This window comes from Tateyamaria omphalii, assembly GCF_019802125.1.
Taxonomy (GTDB): Bacteria; Pseudomonadota; Alphaproteobacteria; order Rhodobacterales; family Rhodobacteraceae; genus Tateyamaria; species Tateyamaria omphalii_B.
Map to the genome: position 1 here is coordinate 353043 of NZ_JAHVHT010000002.1, position 21909 is coordinate 374951.

29 protein-coding genes and 1 riboswitch are annotated in these 21909 nt (G+C 62.4%); of the genes, 14 read left to right on the top strand and 15 right to left on the bottom strand.

Annotation, left to right across the window (positions count from 1 at the left end):
• The first annotated feature begins 188 nt into the window (after positions 1-188).
• Together rlmN and KUV51_RS10705 are read left to right on the top strand one after the other, a co-directional pair.
• Complete coding sequence (rlmN, locus tag KUV51_RS10700) at positions 189-1364, top strand: 23S rRNA (adenine(2503)-C(2))-methyltransferase RlmN (protein ID WP_222521619.1); 1176 nt, start codon at positions 189-191, stop codon at positions 1362-1364.
• A 133-nt stretch (positions 1365-1497) separates the two neighbouring features.
• The gene (locus KUV51_RS10705) at positions 1498-1710 is read left to right on the top strand and encodes a hypothetical protein (RefSeq protein WP_222521620.1); all 213 of its coding nucleotides are present in this window, start codon (positions 1498-1500) and stop codon (positions 1708-1710) included.
• 1 nt (position 1711) lies between these two features.
• On the opposite strand, the gene KUV51_RS10710 is transcribed toward KUV51_RS10705, so the two are convergent.
• From KUV51_RS10710 to KUV51_RS10725, 4 genes are all read right to left on the bottom strand, one after another.
• Entirely contained in the window at positions 1712-2071 is a 360-nt protein-coding gene (locus KUV51_RS10710; RefSeq protein WP_222521621.1) for a phage holin family protein, read from the bottom strand.
• Complete coding sequence (locus KUV51_RS10715; RefSeq protein WP_222521622.1) at positions 2071-2424, bottom strand: YqjD family protein; 354 nt, start codon at positions 2422-2424, stop codon at positions 2071-2073. The genes KUV51_RS10710 and KUV51_RS10715 overlap by 1 nt, the downstream gene beginning before the upstream one ends.
• A 64-nt stretch (positions 2425-2488) precedes the next feature.
• Positions 2489-3331 (bottom strand): TIGR00730 family Rossman fold protein, encoded by an 843-nt coding sequence (locus KUV51_RS10720; protein WP_222521623.1) that lies wholly within the window; start codon positions 3329-3331, stop codon positions 2489-2491.
• 76 nt (positions 3332-3407) lie between these two features.
• On the bottom strand, positions 3408-3851 hold the full coding sequence (locus KUV51_RS10725) for a DMT family transporter (protein ID WP_222521624.1): 444 nt from the start codon (positions 3849-3851) through the stop codon (positions 3408-3410).
• Between the two features lie 175 nt (positions 3852-4026).
• Here KUV51_RS10725 and dapD point away from each other — a divergent pair, with 175 nt between their 5' ends.
• The 3 genes from dapD to KUV51_RS10740 all read left to right on the top strand — a co-directional run bounded on the left by dapD (position 4027) and on the right by KUV51_RS10740 (position 5579).
• Positions 4027-4854 (top strand): 2,3,4,5-tetrahydropyridine-2,6-dicarboxylate N-succinyltransferase, encoded by an 828-nt coding sequence (gene dapD / locus KUV51_RS10730; RefSeq protein WP_222521625.1) that lies wholly within the window; start codon positions 4027-4029, stop codon positions 4852-4854.
• A 60-nt stretch (positions 4855-4914) separates the two neighbouring features.
• Positions 4915-5166: a GlsB/YeaQ/YmgE family stress response membrane protein gene (locus tag KUV51_RS10735; protein ID WP_222521626.1), complete on the top strand. Its 252-nt coding sequence runs from the start codon at positions 4915-4917 to the stop codon at positions 5164-5166.
• Positions 5167-5228: 62 nt separating this feature from the next.
• On the top strand, positions 5229-5579 hold the full coding sequence (locus tag KUV51_RS10740; RefSeq protein ID WP_222521627.1) for a hypothetical protein: 351 nt from the start codon (positions 5229-5231) through the stop codon (positions 5577-5579).
• Here the strand turns inward: KUV51_RS10740 and KUV51_RS10745 are convergent.
• Positions 5576-6250 carry a class I SAM-dependent DNA methyltransferase gene (locus KUV51_RS10745; protein WP_261385773.1) on the bottom strand — a complete coding sequence of 225 codons (675 nt, stop codon included), beginning with the start codon at positions 6248-6250 and terminating at the stop codon, positions 5576-5578. The two genes, KUV51_RS10740 and KUV51_RS10745, sit on opposite strands and share 4 nt — an antisense overlap.
• A gap of 27 nt (positions 6251-6277) precedes the next feature.
• Here KUV51_RS10745 and KUV51_RS10750 point away from each other — a divergent pair, with 27 nt between their 5' ends.
• Both KUV51_RS10750 and KUV51_RS10755 read left to right on the top strand, forming a co-directional pair.
• Positions 6278-7132 carry an SDR family oxidoreductase gene (locus KUV51_RS10750; protein WP_222521628.1) on the top strand — a complete coding sequence of 285 codons (855 nt, stop codon included), beginning with the start codon at positions 6278-6280 and terminating at the stop codon, positions 7130-7132.
• The gene (locus KUV51_RS10755) at positions 7129-7722 is read left to right on the top strand and encodes an exopolysaccharide biosynthesis protein (protein ID WP_222521629.1); all 594 of its coding nucleotides are present in this window, start codon (positions 7129-7131) and stop codon (positions 7720-7722) included. Before KUV51_RS10750 ends, KUV51_RS10755 begins: the two co-directional genes overlap by 4 nt.
• Here the strand turns inward: KUV51_RS10755 and KUV51_RS10760 are convergent.
• The 7 genes from KUV51_RS10760 to KUV51_RS10790 form a co-directional block, all read right to left on the bottom strand.
• Positions 7707-8366, bottom strand: coding sequence for an androgen-induced gene 1 family protein (locus tag KUV51_RS10760; protein ID WP_222521630.1), 660 nt, complete (start codon positions 8364-8366; stop codon positions 7707-7709). The two genes, KUV51_RS10755 and KUV51_RS10760, sit on opposite strands and share 16 nt — an antisense overlap.
• Positions 8367-8427: 61 nt before the next feature.
• Positions 8428-10356: a 1-deoxy-D-xylulose-5-phosphate synthase gene (gene dxs, locus KUV51_RS10765; RefSeq protein ID WP_222521631.1), complete on the bottom strand. Its 1929-nt coding sequence runs from the start codon at positions 10354-10356 to the stop codon at positions 8428-8430.
• Positions 10357-10366: 10 nt separating this feature from the next.
• Positions 10367-11233: a polyprenyl synthetase family protein gene (locus KUV51_RS10770; RefSeq protein WP_222521632.1), complete on the bottom strand. Its 867-nt coding sequence runs from the start codon at positions 11231-11233 to the stop codon at positions 10367-10369.
• A gap of 3 nt (positions 11234-11236) precedes the next feature.
• Positions 11237-11479, bottom strand: a complete 243-nt coding sequence (locus KUV51_RS10775) for an exodeoxyribonuclease VII small subunit (protein WP_039684979.1) — start codon at positions 11477-11479, stop codon at positions 11237-11239.
• Entirely contained in the window at positions 11476-12414 is a 939-nt protein-coding gene (locus tag KUV51_RS10780; RefSeq protein WP_222521633.1) for a histone deacetylase family protein, read from the bottom strand. The genes KUV51_RS10775 and KUV51_RS10780 overlap by 4 nt, the downstream gene beginning before the upstream one ends.
• Positions 12415-12450: 36 nt before the next feature.
• Entirely contained in the window at positions 12451-13152 is a 702-nt protein-coding gene (locus tag KUV51_RS10785) for a response regulator (protein ID WP_222521634.1), read from the bottom strand.
• The gene (locus KUV51_RS10790) at positions 13149-13661 is read right to left on the bottom strand and encodes a MarR family winged helix-turn-helix transcriptional regulator (protein ID WP_222521635.1); all 513 of its coding nucleotides are present in this window, start codon (positions 13659-13661) and stop codon (positions 13149-13151) included. The genes KUV51_RS10785 and KUV51_RS10790 overlap by 4 nt, the downstream gene beginning before the upstream one ends.
• Before the next feature lie 151 nt (positions 13662-13812).
• On the opposite strand from KUV51_RS10790, the gene KUV51_RS10795 reads away from it, so the two are divergent.
• Complete coding sequence (locus tag KUV51_RS10795) at positions 13813-14679, top strand: branched-chain amino acid aminotransferase (protein WP_222521636.1); 867 nt, start codon at positions 13813-13815, stop codon at positions 14677-14679.
• Between the two features lies 1 nt (position 14680).
• Positions 14681-15022, top strand: coding sequence for a nuclear transport factor 2 family protein (locus KUV51_RS10800; RefSeq protein WP_222521637.1), 342 nt, complete (start codon positions 14681-14683; stop codon positions 15020-15022).
• Here the strand turns inward: KUV51_RS10800 and KUV51_RS10805 are convergent.
• Positions 15019-15960, bottom strand: a complete 942-nt coding sequence (locus KUV51_RS10805; protein ID WP_222521638.1) for a DMT family transporter — start codon at positions 15958-15960, stop codon at positions 15019-15021. The genes KUV51_RS10800 and KUV51_RS10805 overlap by 4 nt on opposite strands.
• Positions 15961-16115: 155 nt before the next feature.
• On the opposite strand from KUV51_RS10805, the gene KUV51_RS10810 reads away from it, so the two are divergent.
• Complete coding sequence (locus tag KUV51_RS10810; protein WP_222521639.1) at positions 16116-16697, top strand: TetR/AcrR family transcriptional regulator; 582 nt, start codon at positions 16116-16118, stop codon at positions 16695-16697.
• Here KUV51_RS10810 and aroC read toward each other — a convergent pair.
• Entirely contained in the window at positions 16694-17794 is a 1101-nt protein-coding gene (gene aroC, locus KUV51_RS10815) for a chorismate synthase (protein ID WP_222521640.1), read from the bottom strand. The two genes, KUV51_RS10810 and aroC, sit on opposite strands and share 4 nt — an antisense overlap.
• Before the next feature lie 75 nt (positions 17795-17869).
• Here aroC and KUV51_RS10820 point away from each other — a divergent pair, with 75 nt between their 5' ends.
• The 4 genes from KUV51_RS10820 to KUV51_RS10835 all read left to right on the top strand — a co-directional run bounded on the left by KUV51_RS10820 (position 17870) and on the right by KUV51_RS10835 (position 21470).
• Positions 17870-18109, top strand: a complete 240-nt coding sequence (locus KUV51_RS10820) for a hypothetical protein (protein WP_222521641.1) — start codon at positions 17870-17872, stop codon at positions 18107-18109.
• Between the two features lie 38 nt (positions 18110-18147).
• Positions 18148-18249, top strand: a riboswitch (TPP riboswitch).
• 38 nt (positions 18250-18287) lie between these two features.
• Entirely contained in the window at positions 18288-19268 is a 981-nt protein-coding gene (locus tag KUV51_RS10825; protein ID WP_222521642.1) for a thiamine ABC transporter substrate binding subunit, read from the top strand.
• Positions 19244-20791 carry a thiamine/thiamine pyrophosphate ABC transporter permease ThiP gene (locus tag KUV51_RS10830; protein ID WP_222521643.1) on the top strand — a complete coding sequence of 516 codons (1548 nt, stop codon included), beginning with the start codon at positions 19244-19246 and terminating at the stop codon, positions 20789-20791. The genes KUV51_RS10825 and KUV51_RS10830 overlap by 25 nt, the downstream gene beginning before the upstream one ends.
• Positions 20778-21470: an ATP-binding cassette domain-containing protein gene (locus KUV51_RS10835; RefSeq protein ID WP_222521644.1), complete on the top strand. Its 693-nt coding sequence runs from the start codon at positions 20778-20780 to the stop codon at positions 21468-21470. Before KUV51_RS10830 ends, KUV51_RS10835 begins: the two co-directional genes overlap by 14 nt.
• Here the strand turns inward: KUV51_RS10835 and KUV51_RS10840 are convergent.
• Positions 21459-21899 carry a 6,7-dimethyl-8-ribityllumazine synthase gene (locus KUV51_RS10840; RefSeq protein WP_222521645.1) on the bottom strand — a complete coding sequence of 147 codons (441 nt, stop codon included), beginning with the start codon at positions 21897-21899 and terminating at the stop codon, positions 21459-21461. The two genes, KUV51_RS10835 and KUV51_RS10840, sit on opposite strands and share 12 nt — an antisense overlap.
• Positions 21900-21909: the final 10 nt, after the last annotated feature.

Consider the following 21909-nt stretch of genomic DNA (forward strand, 5'->3'; position numbering starts at 1 on the left):
CGCCTGACGGCGCGCGCGATTCATTTTTGGTGATGAGGGGCTGTCTGCCCCTCAAACTGCCCGAAAGTATTTTCAGCCAGAAGAAGGGCAGTGGTTTTGGCCGCTGCCCTTTTCGTTCTGGGCGAATCCTTTTGATTGTCGCCGGGTTTCCTATATAGGGGCGCATCACCCCAATGATGGATAGAGCCATGGCTGACGCGCCGATCACGCAGGATGTTTTGACGATTCCCCGGAAACTGCCGGAGGGGCCCGTGAACCTTGTCGGGTTGACCCGTCCCCAATTGCGGGAGGTGTTGATTGCACATGGCACGCCGGAGAAGCAGGCGAAGATGCGGGTGGGGCAGATCTGGCAATGGATCTACCAGTGGGGCGTGCGCGACTTTGAGGCGATGACGAACCTGTCCAAGGTGTATCGCGCGGAACTGGCCGAGAAGTTTGTCATCGAGATCCCCGAGGTTGTGTCCAAGCAGGTGAGTGTCGATGGCACGCGCAAGTGGTTGGTGCGCATTGCCGGTGGGCATGAGGTTGAGGTTGTCTATATCCCCGAGGAGGATCGGGGGACGTTGTGTGTCAGCTCTCAGGTGGGTTGCACGCTGACCTGTTCGTTCTGCCATACAGGCACGCAAAAGCTGGTGCGCAACCTGACCGCCGCCGAGATTGTCGGTCAGGTGATGATGGCCCGCGACGATCTTGATGAATGGCCGGTGCCCGGTGCGCCGAAGGATGAGACGCGGTTGTTGTCGAATATCGTGCTGATGGGCATGGGCGAGCCGCTCTATAATTTCGAGAACGTGCGGGATGCGATGAAGATCTGCATGGACGAGGAAGGCATTCAGCTCAGCCGTCGGCGGATCACGTTGAGCACCTCGGGTGTCGTGCCGGAGATTGAGCGGACGGCCAACGAGATCGGGTGTCAGTTGGCCGTGTCCTTCCACGCCACCACGGATGAGGTGCGCAATAAGCTGGTGCCTATCAACAAGCGCTGGAACATCGAGGCGTTGTTGGAGGCATTGAAGGCCTATCCGCGCGGTCGCAATTCGGAGCGGATCACATTTGAATACGTGATGCTGGATGGGGTAAACGACACGGATGAGGATGCGCGTCGGTTGGTGGCGCTGCTGGAGGGCATTCCCGCCAAGGTCAACCTGATCCCGTTCAACGAATGGCCCGGCGCGCCCTACAAGCGGTCGTCGAACAACCGTATCCGGGCCTTCGCCAACATCATCTATCAGGCCGGCTATGCCTCGCCCATCCGCACGCCGCGGGGGGAGGACATTCTGGCCGCCTGTGGGCAGTTGAAGTCGGCGACCGAGCGTGCCCGCAAAAGCCGCAAGGAGATCGCGGCCGAGGCAGGGCTGAACTGATCCGGGCAGTCTGATGCCGCGCCCCCGCGGCTACTGTTCTCGAAATCGTCACAATCTTTTCCCGTTTGCGCACCAATGGCGCCACGGTGCCTTGGCATGACAGGCTCAGGGAAAAGGAAATGGAGTGACGATTATGTCCATGATTTTTGGAAACGACCCGTTTGTCGAAGCGCAGGTGCTGGACCTGGTGAACCGCGAGCGCAGCCAGGCGCTGTCGCGTCGCGAGTGGAAGCACCGGTTGGCCGGCTATGGCTATTCGATCCGCGAGACTGAAACGGGCGACGTTGTGGAAACGCTGCCGCATCATGTGGCTGTGTGCAAACTGCCCGCCGAGATGGCCGCCTGATCTAATTTGGTCTGCCCGGTTTGGCTGCCTGACGGGCCGCCATGCCCTGCTGCAGACCGTCAAGGAAAGCCAGCATGACTGGCGTCATGGCCGATGCTGATGGCGATGCCTGTGCTGTTGCAACCGCCGCCGGTGGTGATGATTTGCCGGTACGCGACAGGCCGACAAATACCAGCCCGAGCCCGGAAAAGCCGCCACCAATGATAAGGCAGGCGGTGATCGGATCGGTCTGCGTGAGCAAGTACATGAATAGGGCCGCGGTCAGGAAGCCGACCCCGGCCAAAAGGCAAATGCCGCCCAAACCCCCGAGCGCTGCGCGCTGGGCGGTCTGAGCGACATTCTGTTTGATCTGCGTCAGCATTATGCGCGGCGCGACGCCAAGAGACCGATCATGAAGCCGACGCTGGCTGCGATCCCCACGGCCATCGCTGGCTGTTGGCGAATTGCATCTTCCGTCTTGGCATACCCATCTTCAGCGGCAGTGCGCACCGACGCGCCCATTTCCTGCGCGCGCAGTTGTGCGAGCGTTGCCTGATCAGCCGCGGTTTGCTTGACCTTTTCGGCCATGCCAGCGGCTTCCGCCTTGGCCCCTTCGGCCTTTTGCGAAGCGACGTCGCCCATAAGGGCGGTCAGTGCCGCGATGTCGGATTTGATAGTTTCGATCTGTGCTGCCACGTCGGATGTGTCAGCCTTGCCGTTCTTGGCCTGTGCCATTGTTCCCTCCGGTTCAGTAACTGTTCGGGGACACAACGGGCCAGAGCGGCAAGGGTTCCGAAATTTATCTGCCGGGCACTTCGCCGCGCTTGTCGGTCGGGCCCCAGGTGTCGATGACCTCGATCGCTTCCTGTGCGCTGTCGACAAAGCGGAAGAGGTCGAGATCGTCGGCAGAGATGGTACCCGCGTCCGACAGCGCATCCCAGTTGATGATCTTTTCCCAGAACGATTTACCGAAGAGGAGGAAGGGAACACGCTCCATTCGGCCCGTCTGGATCAGGGTGAGGGATTCGAAGAGTTCGTCCAGTGTGCCGAAACCGCCGGGGAAGACGCAGATCGCGCGGGCGCGCATCAGGAAGTGCATCTTGCGGATGGCGAAGTAGTGGAAGTTGAAGCACAGGTCGGGCGTGACATAAGCGTTGGGGGCCTGTTCGAACGGTAGCACGATGTTGAGCCCGATGGATTGGCCGCCTGCGTCGACCGCGCCGCGGTTGCCCGCCTCCATCACGCCCGGGCCGCCGCCGGTGACGATCACGTTTTCTGTGCCGCCGGTTTCGATGGATTTGAGCGTCATCAGCCGCGAGAACTCGCGCGCCTCGTCATAGAAGGACGACAGGTCCGCGAGCGTCTGCGTGCGCGCTTCGCTTTTGTTTTTGGGGTCGGGGATGCGTGCGCCGCCGAACAGGACGATCGTGCTTTCGATGCCCTGTTCGTTCATGAGCATCTCGGGCTTCAGCAGTTCAAGCTGCAGCCTGACCGGGCGCAGCTCGTCGCGGCACAGGAACTCTTCATCCGCGAAGGCGAGACCGTAGGCGGGCGAACGTGTTTGCGGCGTGTCCGGTGCGCCTTCGACCGCCTTGCGGTCTGTGTAGGCATCGCGGAACGGGCTGCGGTGGTCGTCTTTCATGCGTGTGCTCCTGTCGCGCAAGGTTCCGAGTTAGTGGCAGGTTGGCACAGCTTTGTCCACGCGCCCGCGTCTGGCATCAGATCTTGGACAGGATAAGCCCGGTTCCGACCAGCACGACGCCGAAGACGCGGGGCAGCGATACCTCGTGCACGGGCAGGCCGAAGGGGCCGATGGCGTCGAGCAGAAGGGCGACAACAAGCTGGCCCAGGATCATGGCGGTGATTGCCGTGACCACACCGAGAAGCGGGATCGTCCACAAGATGGCCCAGACATAGAAGGCGCCCAGAAGCCCGCCGAGCAGGAGCCAGCGGTTCACGGATGCGATCCGCCCGAGGTGATCCGCCTCGCCCGAGGACAGCATTATGGCGAGCAGCACTACGAACCCCACGCCGAACGATATGGTGGCCGCCGCGACCCCGGAGCCGAGGCTGGCGCCGAGGGCGGCGTTGACCGGCGCCTGAAGCGCGGCCAGTGACCCGGCAAGGATGATCACTGCCAATGGAAACAACGACTGCGTCATTTCAAATTCCTCCCTTAAATGTCGCATGATGCGCCGGAAAAATTGACGCGCGACTGGTGCAGAGCTTTGCCCGTGGGTGGCCTTGCAACAAGTCAGGAATACCTCCGTTCGATTGCAACGGCGGGCGCTGCCGCCTATAGCACCGGCAACAGATTGCACCGAAGGGGGGACCGTCATGTCCAACGCACAGCTTGAAACCGCCATCGAAGCCGCGTGGGAGGCTCGGGACACCATCACGCCCGCCACGACGGGCGAGACCCGCGAGGCGATCGAGGACACGCTGAACGCGCTGGACAGCGGCAGCCTGCGCGTGGCGGAGAAGCAGGGCGACGGCAGCTGGCATGTGAACCAGTGGGCGAAAAAGGCCGTGCTGTTGGGCTTCCGCATCAAGGACATGGAACAGCAGGATGGCGGCCCGCAAGGCGGCGGCTGGTGGGACAAGGTCGACAGCAAGTTCAAGGGTTGGGGCGACAACCAGTGGCAGGCCGCCGGTTTCCGGGCTGTGCCGAACTGTGTTGTGCGCAAGTCGGCATTCATCGCGCCGGGCGTGGTGCTTATGCCTTCTTTCGTGAACCTTGGCGCTTACGTGGACGAAGGGACCATGGTGGACACATGGGCCACGGTTGGGTCCTGCGCGCAGATCGGCAAGAACGTGCACCTGTCGGGTGGCGTGGGCATCGGCGGCGTGCTTGAGCCGATGCAGGCCGGGCCGACCATCATCGAGGACAACTGTTTTATCGGGGCGCGGTCCGAGGTGGTCGAGGGCTGCATCGTCCGTGAGGGGTCGGTTCTGGGCATGGGTGTGTTCATTGGCCAGTCGACCAAGATCGTGGATCGCGAGACGGGCGAGGTCATGTATGGCGAAGTGCCCAGCGGTTCCGTTGTCGTGGCCGGTTCGCTGCCGTCGAAAAATGGTGTGAACCTGTATTGCGCCGTGATCGTGAAGCGCGTGGATGAAAAGACCCGTTCCAAGACGTCGATCAACGAGCTGTTGCGCGACTGATTGGAACGAACCGGCCCTGTCATTGGTTGCCTGTGCAGGTAGGCACATAGGAGTATACCGATGACAGGATTGGGTTGGTTTGCGGCGATCATCGTGGGCGCTTTGGCCGGGTGGATCGCCGAGAAGATCATGAAGACGGATCATTCGCTGCTGTTGAACATCGTGCTGGGTATTCTGGGCGCCATCGTGTTCAACGCGATTTTGACCTTTGTGTTCGGGTCCACGCTGGGCGGTTGGATCGGGCAGCTGGTCGCGGGGATCGTGGGGGCGTGTATCCTGATCTCCCTCGGGCGCGCGGTCCGCAGCGCCTGACGCTTTCGCCTTGATATGAATTGGGTTAGGGCTGTCGCAGTTACATTGCGGCGGCCCTTTTCATGTCCGAGACCAAGAAATCAAAATCGAAGCCAGCCTCGCGGCAGCAAGTCTTTACCCTGCTGGTCCAGATCGGGCGCAAGGCCGGAGATGGGTTGCCTGATGGCGCGACCGGGGCGGCGCTGATGTGTTTTGCGTCTGGCGTGGATGAGGCGGAGGCGGTGCGTGAGACGGTTGCGTTGCTGAAGCAGGCCGATACCGCGCCGCTGGATGTGACAGGCTACGGCACGCTGGATGAGCGACTGGCCGAGGGGCATGAGATTGATAGCGAGGAACGGGCGCTGATGCAGCGCGCACTGGATGAGAACGCAGTGATCGTGGCGCAGGTGACGCCGTTTTTCGACAAGGACTAGGCCCGGCGGAAGGCGACGAGCAGTGCTGTGTCCTTGGCATGGTCGCCAGTTGCTGAGGGGCCGTAGATGGCGACCTCGGTCGTGGTGAGGTCTTCTATGTCAGTCTCTAATTCGGCTAATTGGTGCTCGAAACCTGCTGCGGCGTAGTGCTTAGTGTTTACCGAGATGACGACGCGGCCACCGAGCCTGACCGCTGCGATCAAGGGATGCAGGCCCTCTGGCCCGACATGCCCATTCGTGAATGTCCCGGAACTGACGGCCCCTTGGTAGAGGCCATGGGGCGTGGCCAGCCCGTCAAACAGGTTTTCCACGCGGATTGTGCGGTAGATGCCCTTGGCCTTTGCGACCTCCAGCATGTCGGCGGAGATGTCTGTGCCGTCGATGTCCTCGATCCCGCGGGCGCGTAGGGCGGCGCCGCACAGACCCGTGCCCGCGCCGACATCCAGCACGGGGCCGAAACCGCCGATATTCACGAAGTGCCGCGCCACTGCTTCGTGCAGGATATAGTCACTGTTACGGGCGAAATCGCTGTCATAGCTGTCGGCCCAGGCTGCGTAGAGCTGTTTTGAATCCTCGGGTGTTTCGAGGGCGTAGGCGGCGTCGAGAGATGGGTCTTTGGCCATGATGCGATTAGGCGGCGTGGCGCTGAGCTTGGCAAGGGGCTTGTGCATGGTCCCCCGGCGCGCCACCTATGCAGAATGACGAAGACACTTCTTTCCTTTGGTCACGGATACTCCGCCAAAGCGCTGACCACGCTGCTTATTCCGCAGGGCTGGCGCGTGATCGGCACGACCCGTATGGCGGAGAAGGCCGAAGCATTGAATGCCACGGGTGTGGAACCGCTGATCTTTCCCGGTGATGATGTTGGCGCGGCGATGGATGCAGCGACGCATGTGCTGATCTCGGCGGGGCCGGATGCTGATGGTGATCCGGTTTTGCGTGAGGTTGGCGACCAGATTGCGGCGCGTGCGGGGCAGTTTGAGTGGGTTGGCTATCTGTCCACCACTGGCGTGTATGGTGATCATGGTGGGGATTGGGTGGATGAGGAGACGCCCCTTGTTCCGTCGACACGCCGGGGGCAGTGGCGGAAAGAGGCGGAGGCCGCCTGGGCCGCCATTCCCGACCTGCCGCTGCATATCTTTCGACTGGCGGGCATTTATGGTCCCGGTCGCGGCCCGTTTGCCAAGGTGCGGGCGGGCACGGCACGGCGCATCATCAAGCCGAACCAGGTGTTTTCGCGCATTCATGTGGAAGACATCGCGCAGATCGTCGCTGCCTCCATCGCGCGGCCTGCGCCCGGTACGGCCTACAACGTTTGTGATGACTACGCGGCCCCGCCGGAGGATGTGATCGAACATGCCGCCCATTTGTTGGGTCTGCCCATTCCCGCAGCTGAGGATTTCGAGACGGCCGAAATGACGCCGATGGCCCGGAGTTTTTATGCCGAGAGCAAGCGGGTGCGGAACGATCGGATCAAGGAGGCGTTGGGTGTGAAGCTGATCTATCCAACTTACAAGGAAGGACTGGCAGCCTTGCTGCAGCACCCGGAATGACGCTTGATGACGAGCGCACGCTCAATCACCTGCTTGATGCGCTGAACGAGGCTGGCGACGGCCACGACGTGTCCGTGCAGGACATACTGGATGAGATCGGCGAACGGTCCATCATGCCGGTCGTGCTGGCGGTGTCGATCCTGCTGGTGTCACCGTTGTCGGGCATTCCGGGAATGCCGACGCTGTCTGCGATCGTGTTGATCCTGCTGATTGGGCAGGCGTTGGCGGGTCGGAAGCATTTGTGGTTGCCCGGGTTCCTGAGCCGACGCCGTTTGGCACGTGCGCGCCTGCAGGTGGCCACCAGTTGGTTGCGGCGCCCTGCGACCTGGTTTGACACCCATTCCCATCCGCGGCTGCGGCCTTTGGCGCGCAACCCGTTGCGCAAAGTGGCGCTGCTGCTCTGCATGGCGATCCCGCTGACCTGGCCGTTTCTGGAGCTGTTGCCCTTCATGACCTCCTTTGGTGCGGGCGCCGTTGCTTTGCTTGCCTTTGGTCTGGTCACGCGGGACGGGTATTTCCTGCTTGCGGGCTATGCTGTGACCTTCGGCATTCTGTATGCGGGGATCTTTTTGGTTCAGGCGGCGACCTGACGGGGCCAGAGGCGGTGAATCAGGGCGCCGATGCTCCCGAACGCCATCAGAAGTCCGAGCGCCGTTGCGCCGTTGATGCTGTAGAACATGGCGCGGTCGCCCCATTCCATGGAGTTGAGGAACGGGTAGGGCAGACCGCTGGTGACGTCGCCTGTTGGTTTGGTGTTGAACCGTTGCACGAACAGCTCGGCCCATGCCACGTAAGCGGCGATGATTGCGATCAGAGGCAGGGCCGCGCGCCAGACGCGGCGAAAGACCTTGCCGACGAAGAGGGCGTCGATGATCTGGAGCGCGGGGCCGAGCGCGTGCAGGTAGTATTCGAGCCACCAGACGATGGGGCCGCCGCCGTTCACCAGTGACGGGTCGGTCAGGTAGAGCCGCCAGTAGAGGAACACGACCATCACGTTCAGCACAGCAGCACACATCGCCGTCACCTCGTGCTGCCGCGTGATCCGGTGTTCGCTGAGCGCGAGCATTCGGCTGGCGGCGTAGAAGGACAGGAACAGCGCCCAGATGGTGAGGTATCGGAACGGGCCGCCCGGTCCGGACCATTGGCCGCCAATGATCTGGTAAAGGCAGTAGCCCGCCGCCAGCAGGAACACAATCCAGCGATAGATCAGGATGGGGCGGCTGTGGATGTCCATGTCTGGGGCCCTTAGAAATGTGACCCTAACACTGGCCGAAATGGCGCGGACTGCGCAAGTTCTACGCGCGCGCCTCGCCGATTGACGTCACGCCAAGGACGTTCAGCACCTTTGCTTCGATCTGGTCGGCATTCATGCCTGCGACCGCGTACATGTCCGCCGGGCTTGCCTGATCGATGAAGATGTCGGGCAGGACCATGGAGCGGTACTTGAGCCCGGTGTCGAACACGCCTTCCTCGGCCAGAAGCTGGGCGACGTGGCTGCCGAAGCCGCCGACTGCGCCCTCTTCGATGGTGATCAGCGCCTCGTGATCCGCCGCTAGTTGCAGGATCAAGTCGCGGTCGAGCGGTTTGGCGAAGCGGGCGTCGGCGATGGTGGGTGTGATCCCCTTGGCGGCGAGGTTTTCGGCAGCTTTCTGTACCTCTTCCAGACGGGTGCCGAAGGAAAGGAGGGCGACGCCCTTGCCCTCTTGGATCATGCGCCCCTTGCCGATTTCGAGCGGTTCACCGCGCTCGGGCATGTCGACGCCGGTGCCTTCGCCCCGCGGGAAGCGGAAGGCGATGGGGCCGTCGTCATGTGCTGCTGCGGTGGCGACCATGTGGGCCAGTTCCGCCTCGTCCGCGGCGGCCATGACGGTGAAGCCGGGCAGGTTCGATAGGTAGGCAACGTCGAAGGCACCCGCATGTGTCGCTCCGTCGGCGCCCACGAGGCCCGCGCGGTCGATGGCGAAGCGCACGGGCAGGCGCTGAATGGCGACGTCGTGCACGACCTGGTCGTAGCCGCGTTGCAGGAAGGTGGAGTACATCGCGCAGAACGGTTTCATCCCACCGGCGGCGAGGGCTGCGGAGAAGGTGACTCCATGCTGTTCGGCGATGCCCACGTCGAAGCAACGGCTGGGGTAGCGTTCGGCAAAGAGGTTGAGGCCGGTGCCATCCGGCATGGCGGCAGTGACGGCGCATATTTTGTCGTCCGCTTCGGCCTGTTTGATCAGGTGTTGGGCGAAGACGGATGTGTAGCTGGGCGCGTTGCTTGGCGCTTTCTTTTGCTCGCCCGTGATCACGTCGAACTTGGCGGTGGCGTGGCCCTTGTCGCGGGCGGTTTCGGCGGGTGCGTATCCCTTGCCCTTTTTCGTCAGCACGTGGATCAGGATCGGGCCGGTGGCGCGGTCATGGACGGTGCGCAGGACGGGCAGCAACTGGTCCAGATCGTGCCCATCGATGGGGCCAACATAGCTGAACCCCAGCTCTTCAAAGAGGGTGCCGCCAACCGCCATGCCCTTGATCATTTCTTTGGCCCGTTTGGCCCCTTCGCGGAAGGGTTCCGGCAGCAGGCTGACCGCGCCCTTGGCCGCGGCCTTGAGATCCTGGAAGGGGTTTTGGGCGTAGAGCCGCGACAGGTAGGACGACATCGCCCCCACAGGCGGGGCAATGGACATCTCGTTGTCGTTGAGGATGACAAAGAGCCGTTTGCCGAGGTGGCCCGCGTTGTTCATCGCCTCGTAGGCCATGCCGGCGCTCATGGAGCCGTCGCCGATCACGGCGATGGCGTCGCCGGATCCTTCGGGGGGCTGGCCGCCAAGGTCGCGCGCGACGGCAAAGCCGAGGGCGGCGCTGATCGAGGTCGAGGAGTGGGCCGCGCCGAAGGGGTCGTAGGGCGACTCGCTGCGTTTGGTAAAGCCGCTGAGGCCGTCTTTCATCCGCAGTGTGCGGATGCGGTCCCGGCGCTCGGTCAGGATCTTGTGGGGGTAGCATTGGTGGCCCACATCCCACACCAGCTTGTCGCGCGGCGTGTCAAAGATGGCATGCAGGGCGACGGTCAGTTCGACCACGCCAAGCCCCGCGCCGAGGTGCCCGCCGGTGACGGATACTGCAGATACCGTTTCTGCCCGTAGCTCGTCAGCGACTTGGCGCAGCTGGGCGTCCGAAAACCGTTTGAGGTCAGCGGGCCGTTGAACGGTGTCCAGAAGCGGGGTGTTTGGCTGGTCTGACATCTGTCGGTCTCTAGCTGTTGCGGGTGACCACGAAGCGGGCGGCGTCCCGCAGCGCGTCAGCGTCCGCTTGGTATACATGTAAGGCGTCGCACGCCTCGGTCACGAGTTGGTCAGCGCGGCGTTTCGCCTCGTCCAGTCCCAGAAGCGAGACGAATGTCGCTTTGCCCGCGTTTGCATCCTTGCCCGTGGCCTTGCCCATGGTGGCGGCGTCGCTGGTCACGTCCAGCACATCGTCCGCGATCTGGAAGGCGAGGCCGAGGGCGCGGGCGTAGGTTTGCAGGGGGCCGAGGTCTGCCTGGGCCATGCGTGCGCCGGCGGTGGCCGACCATTCGATCAGCGCACCCGTTTTTCCCCTTTGTAGAGCCGTAATTTCGTCGAGCGTAAGGGGGGCGTCTGCCGTTTCGGCGGCGATGTCGAGGGCTTGGCCCAGCACCATGCCTTGAGCGCCCGATGCCTTTGCCAGCGACAGGGCGAGGTCGGCGCGCACGTCTCCGTTTCCGATGTCAGAATGGGCGCAGAGTTCAAAGGCCAGCGTTTGCAGGGCATCGCCCGCCAGCACCGCGGTGGCATCGTCCCATTTGATGTGAACCGTGGGCTCGCCGCGCCGCAAGTCGTCGTCGTCCATGCAGGGCAGATCGTCGTGAACAAGGGAATAGGCGTGAAGTGCTTCGATCGCCGTTGCGGGCCAAATCGCCTTGTTAGGGTCTATTTCGTGCAGCCGCGCGCTTTCGAGCACAAGGAAGCCGCGCAGTCGTTTGCCGCCATTGGTGGCATGCGCCATGGCCTGCACCACTGGCACATCGTCCAGCGCACCCAGCACGGCGTCGAACCGCGCCTGGATGGCGGTGGCCGCGTCACTCAGCCTTTGGCGGAACATGGATCAGAGGCCTTCGACCGGTTTCAGCCCTGTCGGGTTGCCGTCGGCATCGGTGGTGATGGCGGCGACCTTTTCTTCGGCCTCGCGCAGCTTGGTCTCGCACCGCTTCTTGAGCAGCGCGCCGCGTTCGTAGAGTTTGATCGAGTCGTCCAGCGCCACGTCGCCCCGTTCCAGCTGGCCCAGCACCTGTTCAAGTTCGGCCATCGCTTCTTCGAAGCTCATCTCGTCTACGGGGCGGTCAGTCATTGCGTGGCCTTCATCAGCGATTGGACGTGGGCGCGGGCACACAGCGCAAGCGCGTCCAGATCATAGCCCCCTTCCAGCACCGACACCACCCGGCCTTTGCACAGCGTTTGTGCAGTTTGCGTGAGCATGTCGGTGAGGCGGGTGTAGGTGTCCGCTGTCCAGTTGAGTTGGGCGAGCGGGTCGTCCTGATGCGCGTCGAACCCGGCGGAGATGAGGATGAGTTCGGGCTGGTGTTTGATCAGCGCCGGGATCACCTGCCGTTCGTATTCCGCGATGGCGTGGTTGCCATCCGTGTGAGGCGCCAGCGGGATGTTCAGAACGGTGCCGTGTGGGCCACGGTCCGACGCCTCGCCCGTGCCGGGCCAGAGCGGCATTTGTTGCGATGTTATGACAAGGGCGCGGGGGTCATCCTGGAGCAGCGCTTGGGTGCCGTTGCCGTGGTGGACGTCGAAATCGACCACGGCGACCCGTTCAAGCCCACGCACTTCGAGCGCGTGTTTCGCAGCGATGGCGATGTTGCCAAAGATGCAAAATCCCATGGGTAGAGACTGTTCTGCGTGGTGTCCGGGCGGGCGCATGGCGACGAAGGCGTTCTGCACTTCTTCATCCAGCACCATATCGACCGCTTTGACCGCGCCACCTGCCGTGCGCCAGACGGCGTTGTAGGACGTGGGGGACAGGAAGGTCTCGGCGTCGGTTTCGCGGTCGAGGCCGGCGAAGCCGTCGGTTGGGACTTTGGAGCGAACGAAGTCGATATAATCCTGCGGATGGCACAGCGCGATGGATGCGTCATCGGCCAGCGGCGGATCAACGCGGACAAGGTCGAGATCGGCCAGCGCCCGTTGGATGTAGCCGAGCCGCGCCACCTGCTCCGGCATACCGGGCGGTGTGACGTGCAAAAGGCCGTCCGCGTGGGTCAGCAGGGCTGTACTCATGGCTTCATTGTTCCACAAATATGCAAATCCGACGGCTCAATCAGGCGCCAACATATACCCTGCCCCGCGCACGGTTTGCAGGTAGCGGGGCTGTTTCGGATTGCTCTCGATCTTGCGCCGCAACCGCGTGATCTGCACGTCCACGGCGCGTTCCTGCGCTTGGCCACGGTCGCGGCCCAGATCTTCGACCAGCTTGGCGCGGCTGATGGCTTCGCCAGGTTTGGCGGAGAAGATCTTCATCAGCTGCATCTCGGTGGCGGTCAGGCGCACGAGGTCTTCGCCCTGCCACATCTCGCCCCGTTCCATGTCATAGCGTATGGGGCCGAGGGTGAGGATTTTCGGCGCGGCCTCCTCCGGTGCCACATCTGGCACACGGCGCAGGATGGCGTTGATGCGCAGGAGCAGTTCCTTGGGCTCGAACGGTTTCGGCAGGTAGTCGTCGGCACCCGCCTCGAGCCCCTCGATCCGGTTGCCCGTCTCACCCTTGGCCGTCAGCAGCAGGATCGGTGTGACGTGGGTTTCGCGCAAGCTGCGGCACAGGCTTAGCCCGTCCTCGCCCGGCATCATCACGTCCAGCACGATCAGGTCGAAGTCGAGACCGGCCAGCACCCGCCTCGCGTGGGCCGCGTCGCGGGCTGCGGTGACAAGGAAGCCATTCCGCATCAGGAATTTCTGCAACAGGCTTCGGATTCGTTCGTCGTCGTCTACAATCAATAAATGGGCGTCAAAGTCACTCATGCACCGCTCTCCTTAAGTCTTTGATAGGTGCGATGCATTTCCGTGTCCATCATGGCTTCGAGTACGGTGCGGAAGCCCGCCACTGCTTCGGGACCCGCGTCGCGGAACGCCGTGCGCATCCGTGCGCGCTGGGCGTCGGACAAACGCCCCTCCAATGCGCGCCCGTCTTCGGTCAGAAACAGGTGACGCTCCCGTTTGTCGGAGGTGCCGACGCGGCTTTGGACGAGCCCGTCCTCGATCAAGGTGCGCAGGACGCGGTTGAGCGATTGCTTGGTGACGCCAAGGATGTTGAGCAGGTTGTTGACGGTCGTGCCTGGTGCGCGGTTGATGAAGTGGATCGCGCGGTGATGTGCACGGCCATAGGCCATGTCCGACAGGATGCGGTCCGGATCGGCGGTAAAGCCGCGATAGGCAAAGAACATCGCCTCGATCCCTTGCCGCAACTGTTCGTCGGTCAGGAAAAGAAGGTTCTCCCCGCCCCTGGTCGTGGTTGCCCGTCCGTCGTCCATAACCGCCCCCACTCAAGCGTCGTCTTTTGTTGCAGTTTAAGTCAGCCTTGTTGACATTCCAAGGGTGAAGCGATATCGAATCGCAGGTTTTGCGCAACTTTATGACCGCATCGGTCCTAACGGCGCAATAAATGCAAATCGGGAGGATGCCATGGCTGGCTACGATGATCGCGACGGACAAATCTGGATGGACGGCCAGTTGGTCGACTGGCGTCAGGCGAATGTCCATATTCTGAGCCACGCCATGCACTATGCGTCCTCCGTATTCGAGGGCGAGCGGGCGTATAACGGCAAGATCTTCCTCAGCCGTCAGCATTCGGAACGCCTGCACTTTTCTGCCGGTGAACTGGATTTCCAGATCCCCTACACCGTGGACGAGATCGAGGCGGCCAAGCAGCAGGTCCTGACCGCGAATGGCCTGACCGATGCCTATGTGCGGGCAGTGGCATGGCGTGGCGCGGGTGAAGACATGGGTGTTTCCTCCGCCCGTAACCCGGTCCACCTGGCCATCGCGGCGTGGGAATGGGGCAGCTACTATGGCGACGCCAAGTACAAAGGCGCGAAGATCGACATTTCCAAGTGGAAGCGCCCGTCGCCCGAGACGATCCCGGTGCACGCCAAGGCGGCTGGTCTGTACATGATCTGCACCACGTCCAAGCACGCGGCAGAGGCCAAGGGCTGTTCCGACGCGTTGTTCATGGATTACCGCGGTTACGTGGCCGAGTGCACGGGCGCCAACATCTTCTTCGTCAAGGATGGCGAGGTGCATACGCCCAAGGCGGATGTGTTCCTGAACGGACTGACGCGCCAGACGGTGATCGGGCGGCTGCAGGACAAGCAGATCAAGGTGCACGAGCGGGTGATCATGCCGGAAGAGCTGGAAGGCTTTGAACAGTGTTGGCTGACCGGCACCGCTGCCGAAGTGACGCCAGTGGGCCAGATCGGTGACTATAACTTCGAAGTCGGCGCGCTGTGTCGCGACGTGGCCGAGGATTACGAGAAGCTGGTGCGCGAATAGCATGGACTACGACGCCTTCGCCATCGAATGGGAGGCGGCGTGGAATTCCCACAATCTGGACCGCATCCTCGCGCACTATGCCGGGGATGTGGTGTTTCGCTCGCAAAAGGCGATGCGCCTTGTGGGCCACGGTGAGTTGCGTGGAAAGGATGCGCTGCGGGCCTATTGGGCGCGTGCGCTGGAGGCGCAGCCGGATCTGTCCTTTGTCGTGGTCGATGTGTTGCGCGGACACGGTATGATGGTCATCACCTACCGCAACCAGCGTGATGTATTGGCTGCAGAAACGCTAAGGTTTGGGCCCGATGGTTTGGTGGTCGAGGCGTCCGCCTGTCACAAGCACTAACCTTTCGGATCCGTGACTGCCCGCGCACGCCTGCGCCCGCCGCCAAGCTGTCTTTCGCGCCAGATGATGAGGACCCCACCGAGGACAACCAGCGAAGCGCCGATAACCGTCTCTGACGTGGGCAGTTCGGCAAAGATCAGGTATCCGATCAGGGCGGCAAAGATCAAAGATGTGTAGTCAAACGGGGCGAGCATGGAGGCGGCGCCGAAGCGGTAGCTGGCGGTGACAAGGATTTGGGCGATGCCGCCGATCAGGCCCGCGCCGATCAGGAGGATGGCGTCGGTCGCTGTTGGGACGATCCAGCCAAAGGGTAGGCTGAGCAGGCTCAGCGTTGTGGCGGTGAGTGAGAAATAGAAGACGATGGCCGCGGTGTGTTCGGTTTTGACCAACGTGCGGATGTGGATTTGCACCAACGCCCGCAGGATCGAGGCACCCAGCACCATCAATGCTCCGATGGTGCCCGCCGTGCCGACTGTCGCCATGTCCACCGACAGGCGCGGCCACATGACGATCATCACGCCTACGAGGCCCAGGGCGACGGCGCTGATCCGGAACAGGCGTACCTTTTCGCCAAGCATGATGGCGGCGAGGATGACGGTGAACATCGGCGTGGCATAGCCGATGGCAGTGACTTCTGGCAGCGGCAGCAGGGCGAGACCGGCAAAGGTGAGTGCCATGGCCGTCGTGCCAAACAGCCCGCGCCAGATGTGGCCCGTCAGGTTGTTGGGCGTCAGCGCTTCGCGCATCTCGCCAGCGTGCAAGATCCACGCGATGATGATCGGCATGGCAAAGAACGAACGGAAGAACACGGCCTGACCGGACGGCACGTTCTGCGTCGCGACCTTGATCATCGCTGCCATGACCATGAACAGGAACACCGCCACGAGCTTGAGGGCGACGGCGGTGCCGGGCTTGTTCTGGGTTGTCGGGGCTTTCATCTCCGCCGATCCTTGTCGGGTCGGGCGAGGATTGGCAAGCGGTCAATCTGGCGCGAGCGGACGAGCGCGAATGGATGCGGCGCGGTCTTTCTGATGTTGAGTTATGGACTATACGGTTCCCAATACTATATTGGAGGTGCAACCGAGGACATCCCATGGCCAGACCACGATCATTTGACATCGACGACGCGCTTGAAAAGGCGATGCACGTCTTTTGGAAGCATGGCTACGAAGGCGCTTCGCTGCCCGATCTGCTGAATGGCATGGGGCTGACCCGGGGCAGTCTGTATAAGGCGTTCACCGACAAAAAGACGCTCTTCATGCAAGTGCTGGAACGCTATGAGCGGCAGGCGGTGCAGGCCGGTGTCGAGATGCTGAATGACCCGTCCGTGCCAAACGGGGCCGAGCGGATCATGGCGATGTTTCAGGGGTCGTATCAGAACGTGGTCAATGGCGATGATCGCGGCTGTCTGCTGTGTACCGCAGCGGCTGGCCCAAGTTCCTATGATGACGAGATTGCCAAGGCTGTGTCGCGGGGGTTGGGTGCCTTGCGCGATGGGATCTATGCTGCGCTCTGCGCGTCACCCAAGCACGCGACGCTGAACCCGGCGGAGCGTGGGGCGCTCGCCGACATGATCATCGCGCAATATGTGGGTCTGCGCACGATGGCGCGGGCGCGGATTGATCACGCAACGCTGCACAACATCGTGCGCTCCGTGGGAGTGATGCTGGCCTAGCCGATCTGGCCGCGCACGCCGCCTGTCTGCCCCCGGTCGAGCAGCAGGTGATCGAGGATCACACAGGCCATCATCGCCTCACCCACCGGCACGGCCCGGATGCCGACACAGGGGTCGTGGCGCCCTTTGGTGATGATCTCGGTCTCTTCACCCGATTTGGTGATGGTCTTGCGCGTTTGCAGGATGGACGAGGTCGGCTTGACCGCAAAGCGGACCACAATGTCCTGCCCGGTCGAGATGCCGCCGAGGATGCCGCCCGCGTGGTTCGACGAGTATTCCGGGCCGTCTGGCCCCATCGTGATCTCGTCCGCGTTGAGTTCGCCGGTGAGCATGGCGGCAGACATACCTTCGCCAATCTCAACCCCTTTGACCGCGTTGATGGACATCATGCCCGCAGCCAAATCAGTGTCTAACTTGCCATAAACCGGCGCCCCGAGACCCGCAGGCACGTTGCGCGCGACGACTTCGATCACGGCACCAACTGACGAGCCGGACTTTCGCAGACCGTCGAGGTAATACGCCCATGTGTCCGCTGCTTGGGCGTCAGGCACCCAGAACGGGTTCTGGTCGATCTGGTCCCAGTCGAACCGGTTGCGGTCAATTTCATGCGCGCCCATGCGGGTCATGTAACCCTTGATCTCGATCCCAGGAACCAGCTTGTTCAGTGCCGCGCGCGCAAGGCCACCCGCTGCAACCCGTGCCGCCGTTTCACGGGCCGAAGACCGACCACCACCGCGATAGTCGCGGATGCCGTATTTCTGCCAATAGGTGATGTCGGCGTGGCCGGGGCGAAACTTCTCGGCGATGTCGCCGTAGTCCTTGGACCGCTGGTCGGTGTTTTCGATCATCAACTGGACGGGCGTGCCGGTTGTCTGTCCCTCGAACACGCCCGACAGGATCTTGACCGCGTCTGGTTCACGCCGCTGGGTCGTGTACTTGTTTTGACCGGGTTTCCGCTTGTCGAGCCACTGCTGAAGCATGGCTTCATCCACCGCGACGCCCGGAGGGCAGCCGTCAACCGTCGCGCCAAGCGCTGGGCCATGGCTTTCGCCCCACGTGGTTACGCGGAACAGGTGGCCAAAACTGTTGATCGACATGACGCACTCCCTTTCAGGCCGTTTAGCGGTCATGCAATTCACAGACAAGACGCTGGCGATGCAAGGAGACAAGAGATGCAAGGTCGTACACCGGGTGCTGTTGCGCTGCTGATCCTCTCCATCGCGCTGGCGGTGGCCGGTGGCGTTTACTGGGAGCTCGTCAAGGGCCTGGGAAACGCGTTTGGCGCGCCGCAAACCCACTCCTTGCCGTGGAGCGAGTTGGATGCGGATCACAAGCGGGTCATCGGCGGCCTGTTCGGGGCGGGTGGTGTGTGTTTTGCCCTGTTTGTCTGGGTCATGTCCCGCCGTCGGTGACGCAACAGTTGCCAATCCCACCATTCCCGACTAAGCCAAACATCACCTCGGGGTGCCTGGTCACAGGCTGAGATGCGCAATGCGAACCCGTAGAACCTGAACCGGTTAACACCGGCGGAGGGAAGGTTTGGTTCATCCCAAGACCCTTATCCCGCCGCCTCTCTGATTGGAGGATGCGATGAAATACGCTTTGACACTGGCCGCTACGCTTGCCGCGACGACGGCGCTGGCCGACACACCTGTTCTGACCGTTTACGCGGGTGACTATTTTACGTCTGAGTGGGGACCTGGCCCAACGCTCGAGACCGAGTTTGAAAAGATCTGTGCGTGTGATCTGGAGTGGTCCACTGGCGATCTGGTGCCGCGGCTGTTGCTGGAGGGCGAGCGGACGAAGGCGGATGTAGTCATCGGCCTGACATCTGATGTGACGGCCAAGGCGCGCGCCACCGACCTTTTTGCGCCGCATGGGCAGGACAACAGTGCGCTGACCCTGCCCATTGAGTGGACGGACGACACGTTCCTGCCCTTCAACTACGGGCACACGGCGTTCATCTACAACGAGACGACGATGGACGCGCCGCCCGCGAGCTTCGAGGAATTGCTGGCACTGCCGGACGACGTGAAGATCGTTATTCAGGACCCGCGTACGTCGATTTCGGGTCTGGCACTGGTGCTGTGGGTGCAGGCCGTTTACGGCGACAAGTCCGCTGAAGTGTGGGAAAGCCTGTCAGACAACATTCTCACTGTGACCAAGGATTGGTCGTCCTCCTATGGCCTGTTCACCGATGGTGAGGCTGACATGGTACTGAGCTACACCACGTCGCCCGCTTACCACATGTTCGCGGAGGAGGACTTTACCAAGAAGGCGGCGATCTTCCCCGAAGGCCACTATTTCATGGTTGAAACCGTGGGCAAGATTGCCGGAACGGACCAGCCAGAACTGGCGGATCAGTTCCTGGCTTTCGTGATGTCGCGCGACTTCCAGACCATTATTCCGACCGCGAACTGGTCGCTGCCATCGGCGTTGCCGCAGGCGGACTGGCCCGAGGGTTGGTCGGAGCTGCCGTTGCCCGAAAAGGTGCTGTTCTATTCCGAGACTGAGGCGGCAGAGCTGCAAGCGGACGCGATCGAGACATGGCGCGCCGCGCTCAGCCAGTAAGCCCTTGGGCCGGCATCATCGCGGCGGGTTTTGTCGTCGCGGTGGTGATCGCCGCCTTTGTCGGCATCGGCCAGCGGATTGAAACCACCACTGGCCTGCGCGCCGCCGAATGGCAGGCGGTGCGGTTTACCGTCTGGCAGGCGTTTTTCTCTGCGTTGATTTCGGTGGTTCTGGCGGTGCCGGTGGCACGCGCGCTCGCGCGGCGGCGGTTGCCGGGGCATACGCTGCTGGTAACGCTTTTGGGTTCGCCGTTTATCCTGCCGGTGATTGTGGCTGTTCTGGGCCTGCTCGCGATCTTTGGCCGGAACGGGTGGTTGAATACGGCGCTGGGCGTCTTCGGGCTGCCAGAGGTGTCGATCTACGGGGCCCATGGTGTTGTTTTGGCGCATGTTTTCTTCAACATGCCGCTAGCGACCCGGTTGATCCTGCAAGGGTGGCAATCGGTTCCGGCGGAGCAGTTTCGCATGGTGGGCCAGTTGGGACTTACCCCGCGCATGGTGTTTCGCATCATCGAATGGCCGCTCTTGCGGCAGGTGGTGCCGGGGGCCTTTGCGTTGATCTTTGTCATATGCCTGACCAGTTTTGCAGTGGCTTTGACCCTTGGCGGCGGGCCACGGGCGACGACGATTGAGTTGGCGATTTACCAGGCGTTTCGTTTTGATTTTGACCTTGGCCGCGCGGCGGTGCTGAGCCTGCTGCAACTGGCTGTGGCGGGCGCTGCGGCGGTGCTGGCGTTGTGGATTTTGCCACCCATTGCCCTGCAAACGGGGCGTGACCGGGCGGTGCGCCGGTGGGATGCGCCGAGCCTTTGGGGGGATGTGTTCTGGATCACCTTGGCGGCTGGATTCCTGTTGCTGCCGATGTTGTCGATCGCTCTGTCTGGGCTGGTGGGCTTGTTTTACATGCCTTTTTCGGTTCTGACCGCGACTTGGACGACGGTTTGGGTCGCATCGGTCAGCACTGTGGTCCTGCTGGTTCTCGCGCTGCCCATGGCGGCATGGCTGGCGCAGGCGAAGTGGGGCGGGGCGGAGGCGTTGACGCTGCTGGGTCTGGTCGCGTCGCCGCTGATGATCGGGACGGGGTGGTTTATTCTGATCTATCCATATGTCTCGCCGACCGCCTTTGCCTTGCCTGTGACGGCCTTGATCAACGCGATGATGGCGCTGCCTTTCGCGGTGCGCATCCTGCTGCCGCCGATGCGACAGGTTTTCAATGATTACGGGCGATTGAGCATGGGGTTGGGGCTGCGCAGCCTTGCACTATGGCGGTTTGTACTGGTGCCAAGGTTGCGTCCGCAGATCGGGTTTGCCGCCGGGCTGACGGCGGCGCTGAGTGTTGGCGATCTGGGCGTCGTGGCGCTCTTTGCCGACCCGGATGTGGCGACGTTGCCGTTGCAGATGTATCGCTTGATGGGGGCCTACCGGACCGAGGCGGCGGCGGGGGCGGCGTTGGTTTTGGTGGCGCTGGCCTTTGGGATGTTTTGGATGTGCGATGCGTGGGGGCGGCGGCATGCTGCGGGTTGAAGGGTTGAGGATTGCGCAGGGTGACTTTGCCTTGAGTGCCGACTTTGCTGTTGAGCGGGGGCGGCGTGTGGCGGTGATCGGGCCTTCGGGCGCGGGAAAGTCCACGCTTTTGAATGCGTTGGGTGGGTATATCGATATTGCCGCCGGACGGATTGAAGTGGACGGTCGGGACGTGACAGATGCGCCACCGGACAAGCGCGGGGTTGCGATGCTGTTTCAGGATGGGAACCTGTTTCCGCATTTGACGCTGGCGCAGAATGTGGGGTTGGGGATACGGCCTGCGCTGCGGTTGAGCGATGCTGAGACGGCCAAAGTGCATGAGGCATTGGAACGGGTCGGGCTGGCGGAGTTTGCGGATCGCAAGCCCGGTGATGTGTCGGGTGGACAGCAAAGCCGTGCGGCGCTGGCGCGGGTTTTGGTGCAGGCCAAGCCTTTGCTTTTGCTGGATGAACCCTTTGCTGCGCTGGGGCCTGCGTTGCGAATTGAGATGCTGGATTTGACGTCTCAGGTGGCGCGGGATGCGGGTGCAACGGTGCTGATGATCACCCACGCGCCGGAGGATGCGGAGCGGGCGGATGATCTGATCTTTGTCGAGGCGGGCCGTGTGGACCCGCCCCGTCCGGTGGCCGACGTGATGGCCAATCTACCGGAAGCACTGCGGGCTTATCTAGGCCGCTGAGCGCAGGTCTGCCCGCGTGGCGGTGATGCCGAGAGCAGCTTGGGCGGCTTCGCGTCCTTTGAGTACGAAGTGATTGGCGTAGATGCCCATGTGGTGCTCGGTTTCCTGGAAGTGGTGGGGTGTGAGCGAGACCGACAGGATCGGGACGCCAGTTTTGAGGCCCACTTGCATCAACCCGTCGACCACGGCGGAGGCGACGAAGTCGTGGCGGTAGATGCCGCCGTCGACCACGAGTGCTGCGCAGGCGATGGCGTGGTAGCGCCCGGTTTCGGCGAGCGTTTGGGCCATCAGCGGCATTTCGAATGCGCCGGGGACGTCGAAGACATCCATTTGATTTGATGCGATAATTTCGGTGAAGCCTTGCAAAGCCTGATCGACGATGGCGGCGTGCCACTGGGCTTTGACAAAGGCGAAGCGGGTGTGTGTCATGGGTTTTCTC

Excerpts from the sequence above, each read along its gene's own strand:
- KUV51_RS10740 (WP_222521627.1), top strand. The coding sequence starts at position 5,229 with ATGTCCGAGACCAAGAAATCAAAATCGAAGCCAGCCTCGCGGCAGCAA.
- KUV51_RS10785 (WP_222521634.1), bottom strand. The coding sequence starts at position 13,152 with ATGAGTGACTTTGACGCCCATTTATTGATTGTAGACGACGACGAACGA.
- KUV51_RS10710 (WP_222521621.1), bottom strand. The coding sequence starts at position 2,071 with ATGCTGACGCAGATCAAACAGAATGTCGCTCAGACCGCCCAGCGCGCA.
- KUV51_RS10705 (WP_222521620.1), top strand. The coding sequence starts at position 1,498 with ATGTCCATGATTTTTGGAAACGACCCGTTTGTCGAAGCGCAGGTGCTG.
- KUV51_RS10760 (WP_222521630.1), bottom strand. The coding sequence starts at position 8,366 with ATGGACATCCACAGCCGCCCCATCCTGATCTATCGCTGGATTGTGTTC.
- KUV51_RS10750 (WP_222521628.1), top strand. The coding sequence starts at position 6,278 with ATGACGAAGACACTTCTTTCCTTTGGTCACGGATACTCCGCCAAAGCG.
- KUV51_RS10770 (WP_222521632.1), bottom strand. The coding sequence starts at position 11,233 with ATGTTCCGCCAAAGGCTGAGTGACGCGGCCACCGCCATCCAGGCGCGG.
- KUV51_RS10780 (WP_222521633.1), bottom strand. The coding sequence starts at position 12,414 with ATGAGTACAGCCCTGCTGACCCACGCGGACGGCCTTTTGCACGTCACA.
- dapD (WP_222521625.1), top strand. The coding sequence starts at position 4,027 with ATGTCCAACGCACAGCTTGAAACCGCCATCGAAGCCGCGTGGGAGGCT.
- aroC (WP_222521640.1), bottom strand. The coding sequence starts at position 17,794 with ATGTCGATCAACAGTTTTGGCCACCTGTTCCGCGTAACCACGTGGGGC.
- KUV51_RS10725 (WP_222521624.1), bottom strand. The coding sequence starts at position 3,851 with ATGACGCAGTCGTTGTTTCCATTGGCAGTGATCATCCTTGCCGGGTCA.
- KUV51_RS10715 (WP_222521622.1), bottom strand. The coding sequence starts at position 2,424 with ATGGCACAGGCCAAGAACGGCAAGGCTGACACATCCGACGTGGCAGCA.
- KUV51_RS10830 (WP_222521643.1), top strand. The coding sequence starts at position 19,244 with ATGGCGCGCCGCGCTCAGCCAGTAAGCCCTTGGGCCGGCATCATCGCG.
- KUV51_RS10810 (WP_222521639.1), top strand. The coding sequence starts at position 16,116 with ATGGCCAGACCACGATCATTTGACATCGACGACGCGCTTGAAAAGGCG.
- KUV51_RS10795 (WP_222521636.1), top strand. The coding sequence starts at position 13,813 with ATGGCTGGCTACGATGATCGCGACGGACAAATCTGGATGGACGGCCAG.
- KUV51_RS10825 (WP_222521642.1), top strand. The coding sequence starts at position 18,288 with ATGAAATACGCTTTGACACTGGCCGCTACGCTTGCCGCGACGACGGCG.
- KUV51_RS10835 (WP_222521644.1), top strand. The coding sequence starts at position 20,778 with ATGCTGCGGGTTGAAGGGTTGAGGATTGCGCAGGGTGACTTTGCCTTG.
- KUV51_RS10800 (WP_222521637.1), top strand. The coding sequence starts at position 14,681 with ATGGACTACGACGCCTTCGCCATCGAATGGGAGGCGGCGTGGAATTCC.
- KUV51_RS10745 (WP_261385773.1), bottom strand. The coding sequence starts at position 6,250 with ATGCACAAGCCCCTTGCCAAGCTCAGCGCCACGCCGCCTAATCGCATC.
- KUV51_RS10820 (WP_222521641.1), top strand. The coding sequence starts at position 17,870 with ATGCAAGGTCGTACACCGGGTGCTGTTGCGCTGCTGATCCTCTCCATC.
- rlmN (WP_222521619.1), top strand. The coding sequence starts at position 189 with ATGGCTGACGCGCCGATCACGCAGGATGTTTTGACGATTCCCCGGAAA.
- KUV51_RS10775 (WP_039684979.1), bottom strand. The coding sequence starts at position 11,479 with ATGACTGACCGCCCCGTAGACGAGATGAGCTTCGAAGAAGCGATGGCC.
- KUV51_RS10790 (WP_222521635.1), bottom strand. The coding sequence starts at position 13,661 with ATGGACGACGGACGGGCAACCACGACCAGGGGCGGGGAGAACCTTCTT.
- dxs (WP_222521631.1), bottom strand. The coding sequence starts at position 10,356 with ATGTCAGACCAGCCAAACACCCCGCTTCTGGACACCGTTCAACGGCCC.
- KUV51_RS10840 (WP_222521645.1), bottom strand. The coding sequence starts at position 21,899 with ATGACACACACCCGCTTCGCCTTTGTCAAAGCCCAGTGGCACGCCGCC.
- KUV51_RS10720 (WP_222521623.1), bottom strand. The coding sequence starts at position 3,331 with ATGAAAGACGACCACCGCAGCCCGTTCCGCGATGCCTACACAGACCGC.
- KUV51_RS10805 (WP_222521638.1), bottom strand. The coding sequence starts at position 15,960 with ATGAAAGCCCCGACAACCCAGAACAAGCCCGGCACCGCCGTCGCCCTC.
- KUV51_RS10755 (WP_222521629.1), top strand. The coding sequence starts at position 7,129 with ATGACGCTTGATGACGAGCGCACGCTCAATCACCTGCTTGATGCGCTG.
- KUV51_RS10735 (WP_222521626.1), top strand. The coding sequence starts at position 4,915 with ATGACAGGATTGGGTTGGTTTGCGGCGATCATCGTGGGCGCTTTGGCC.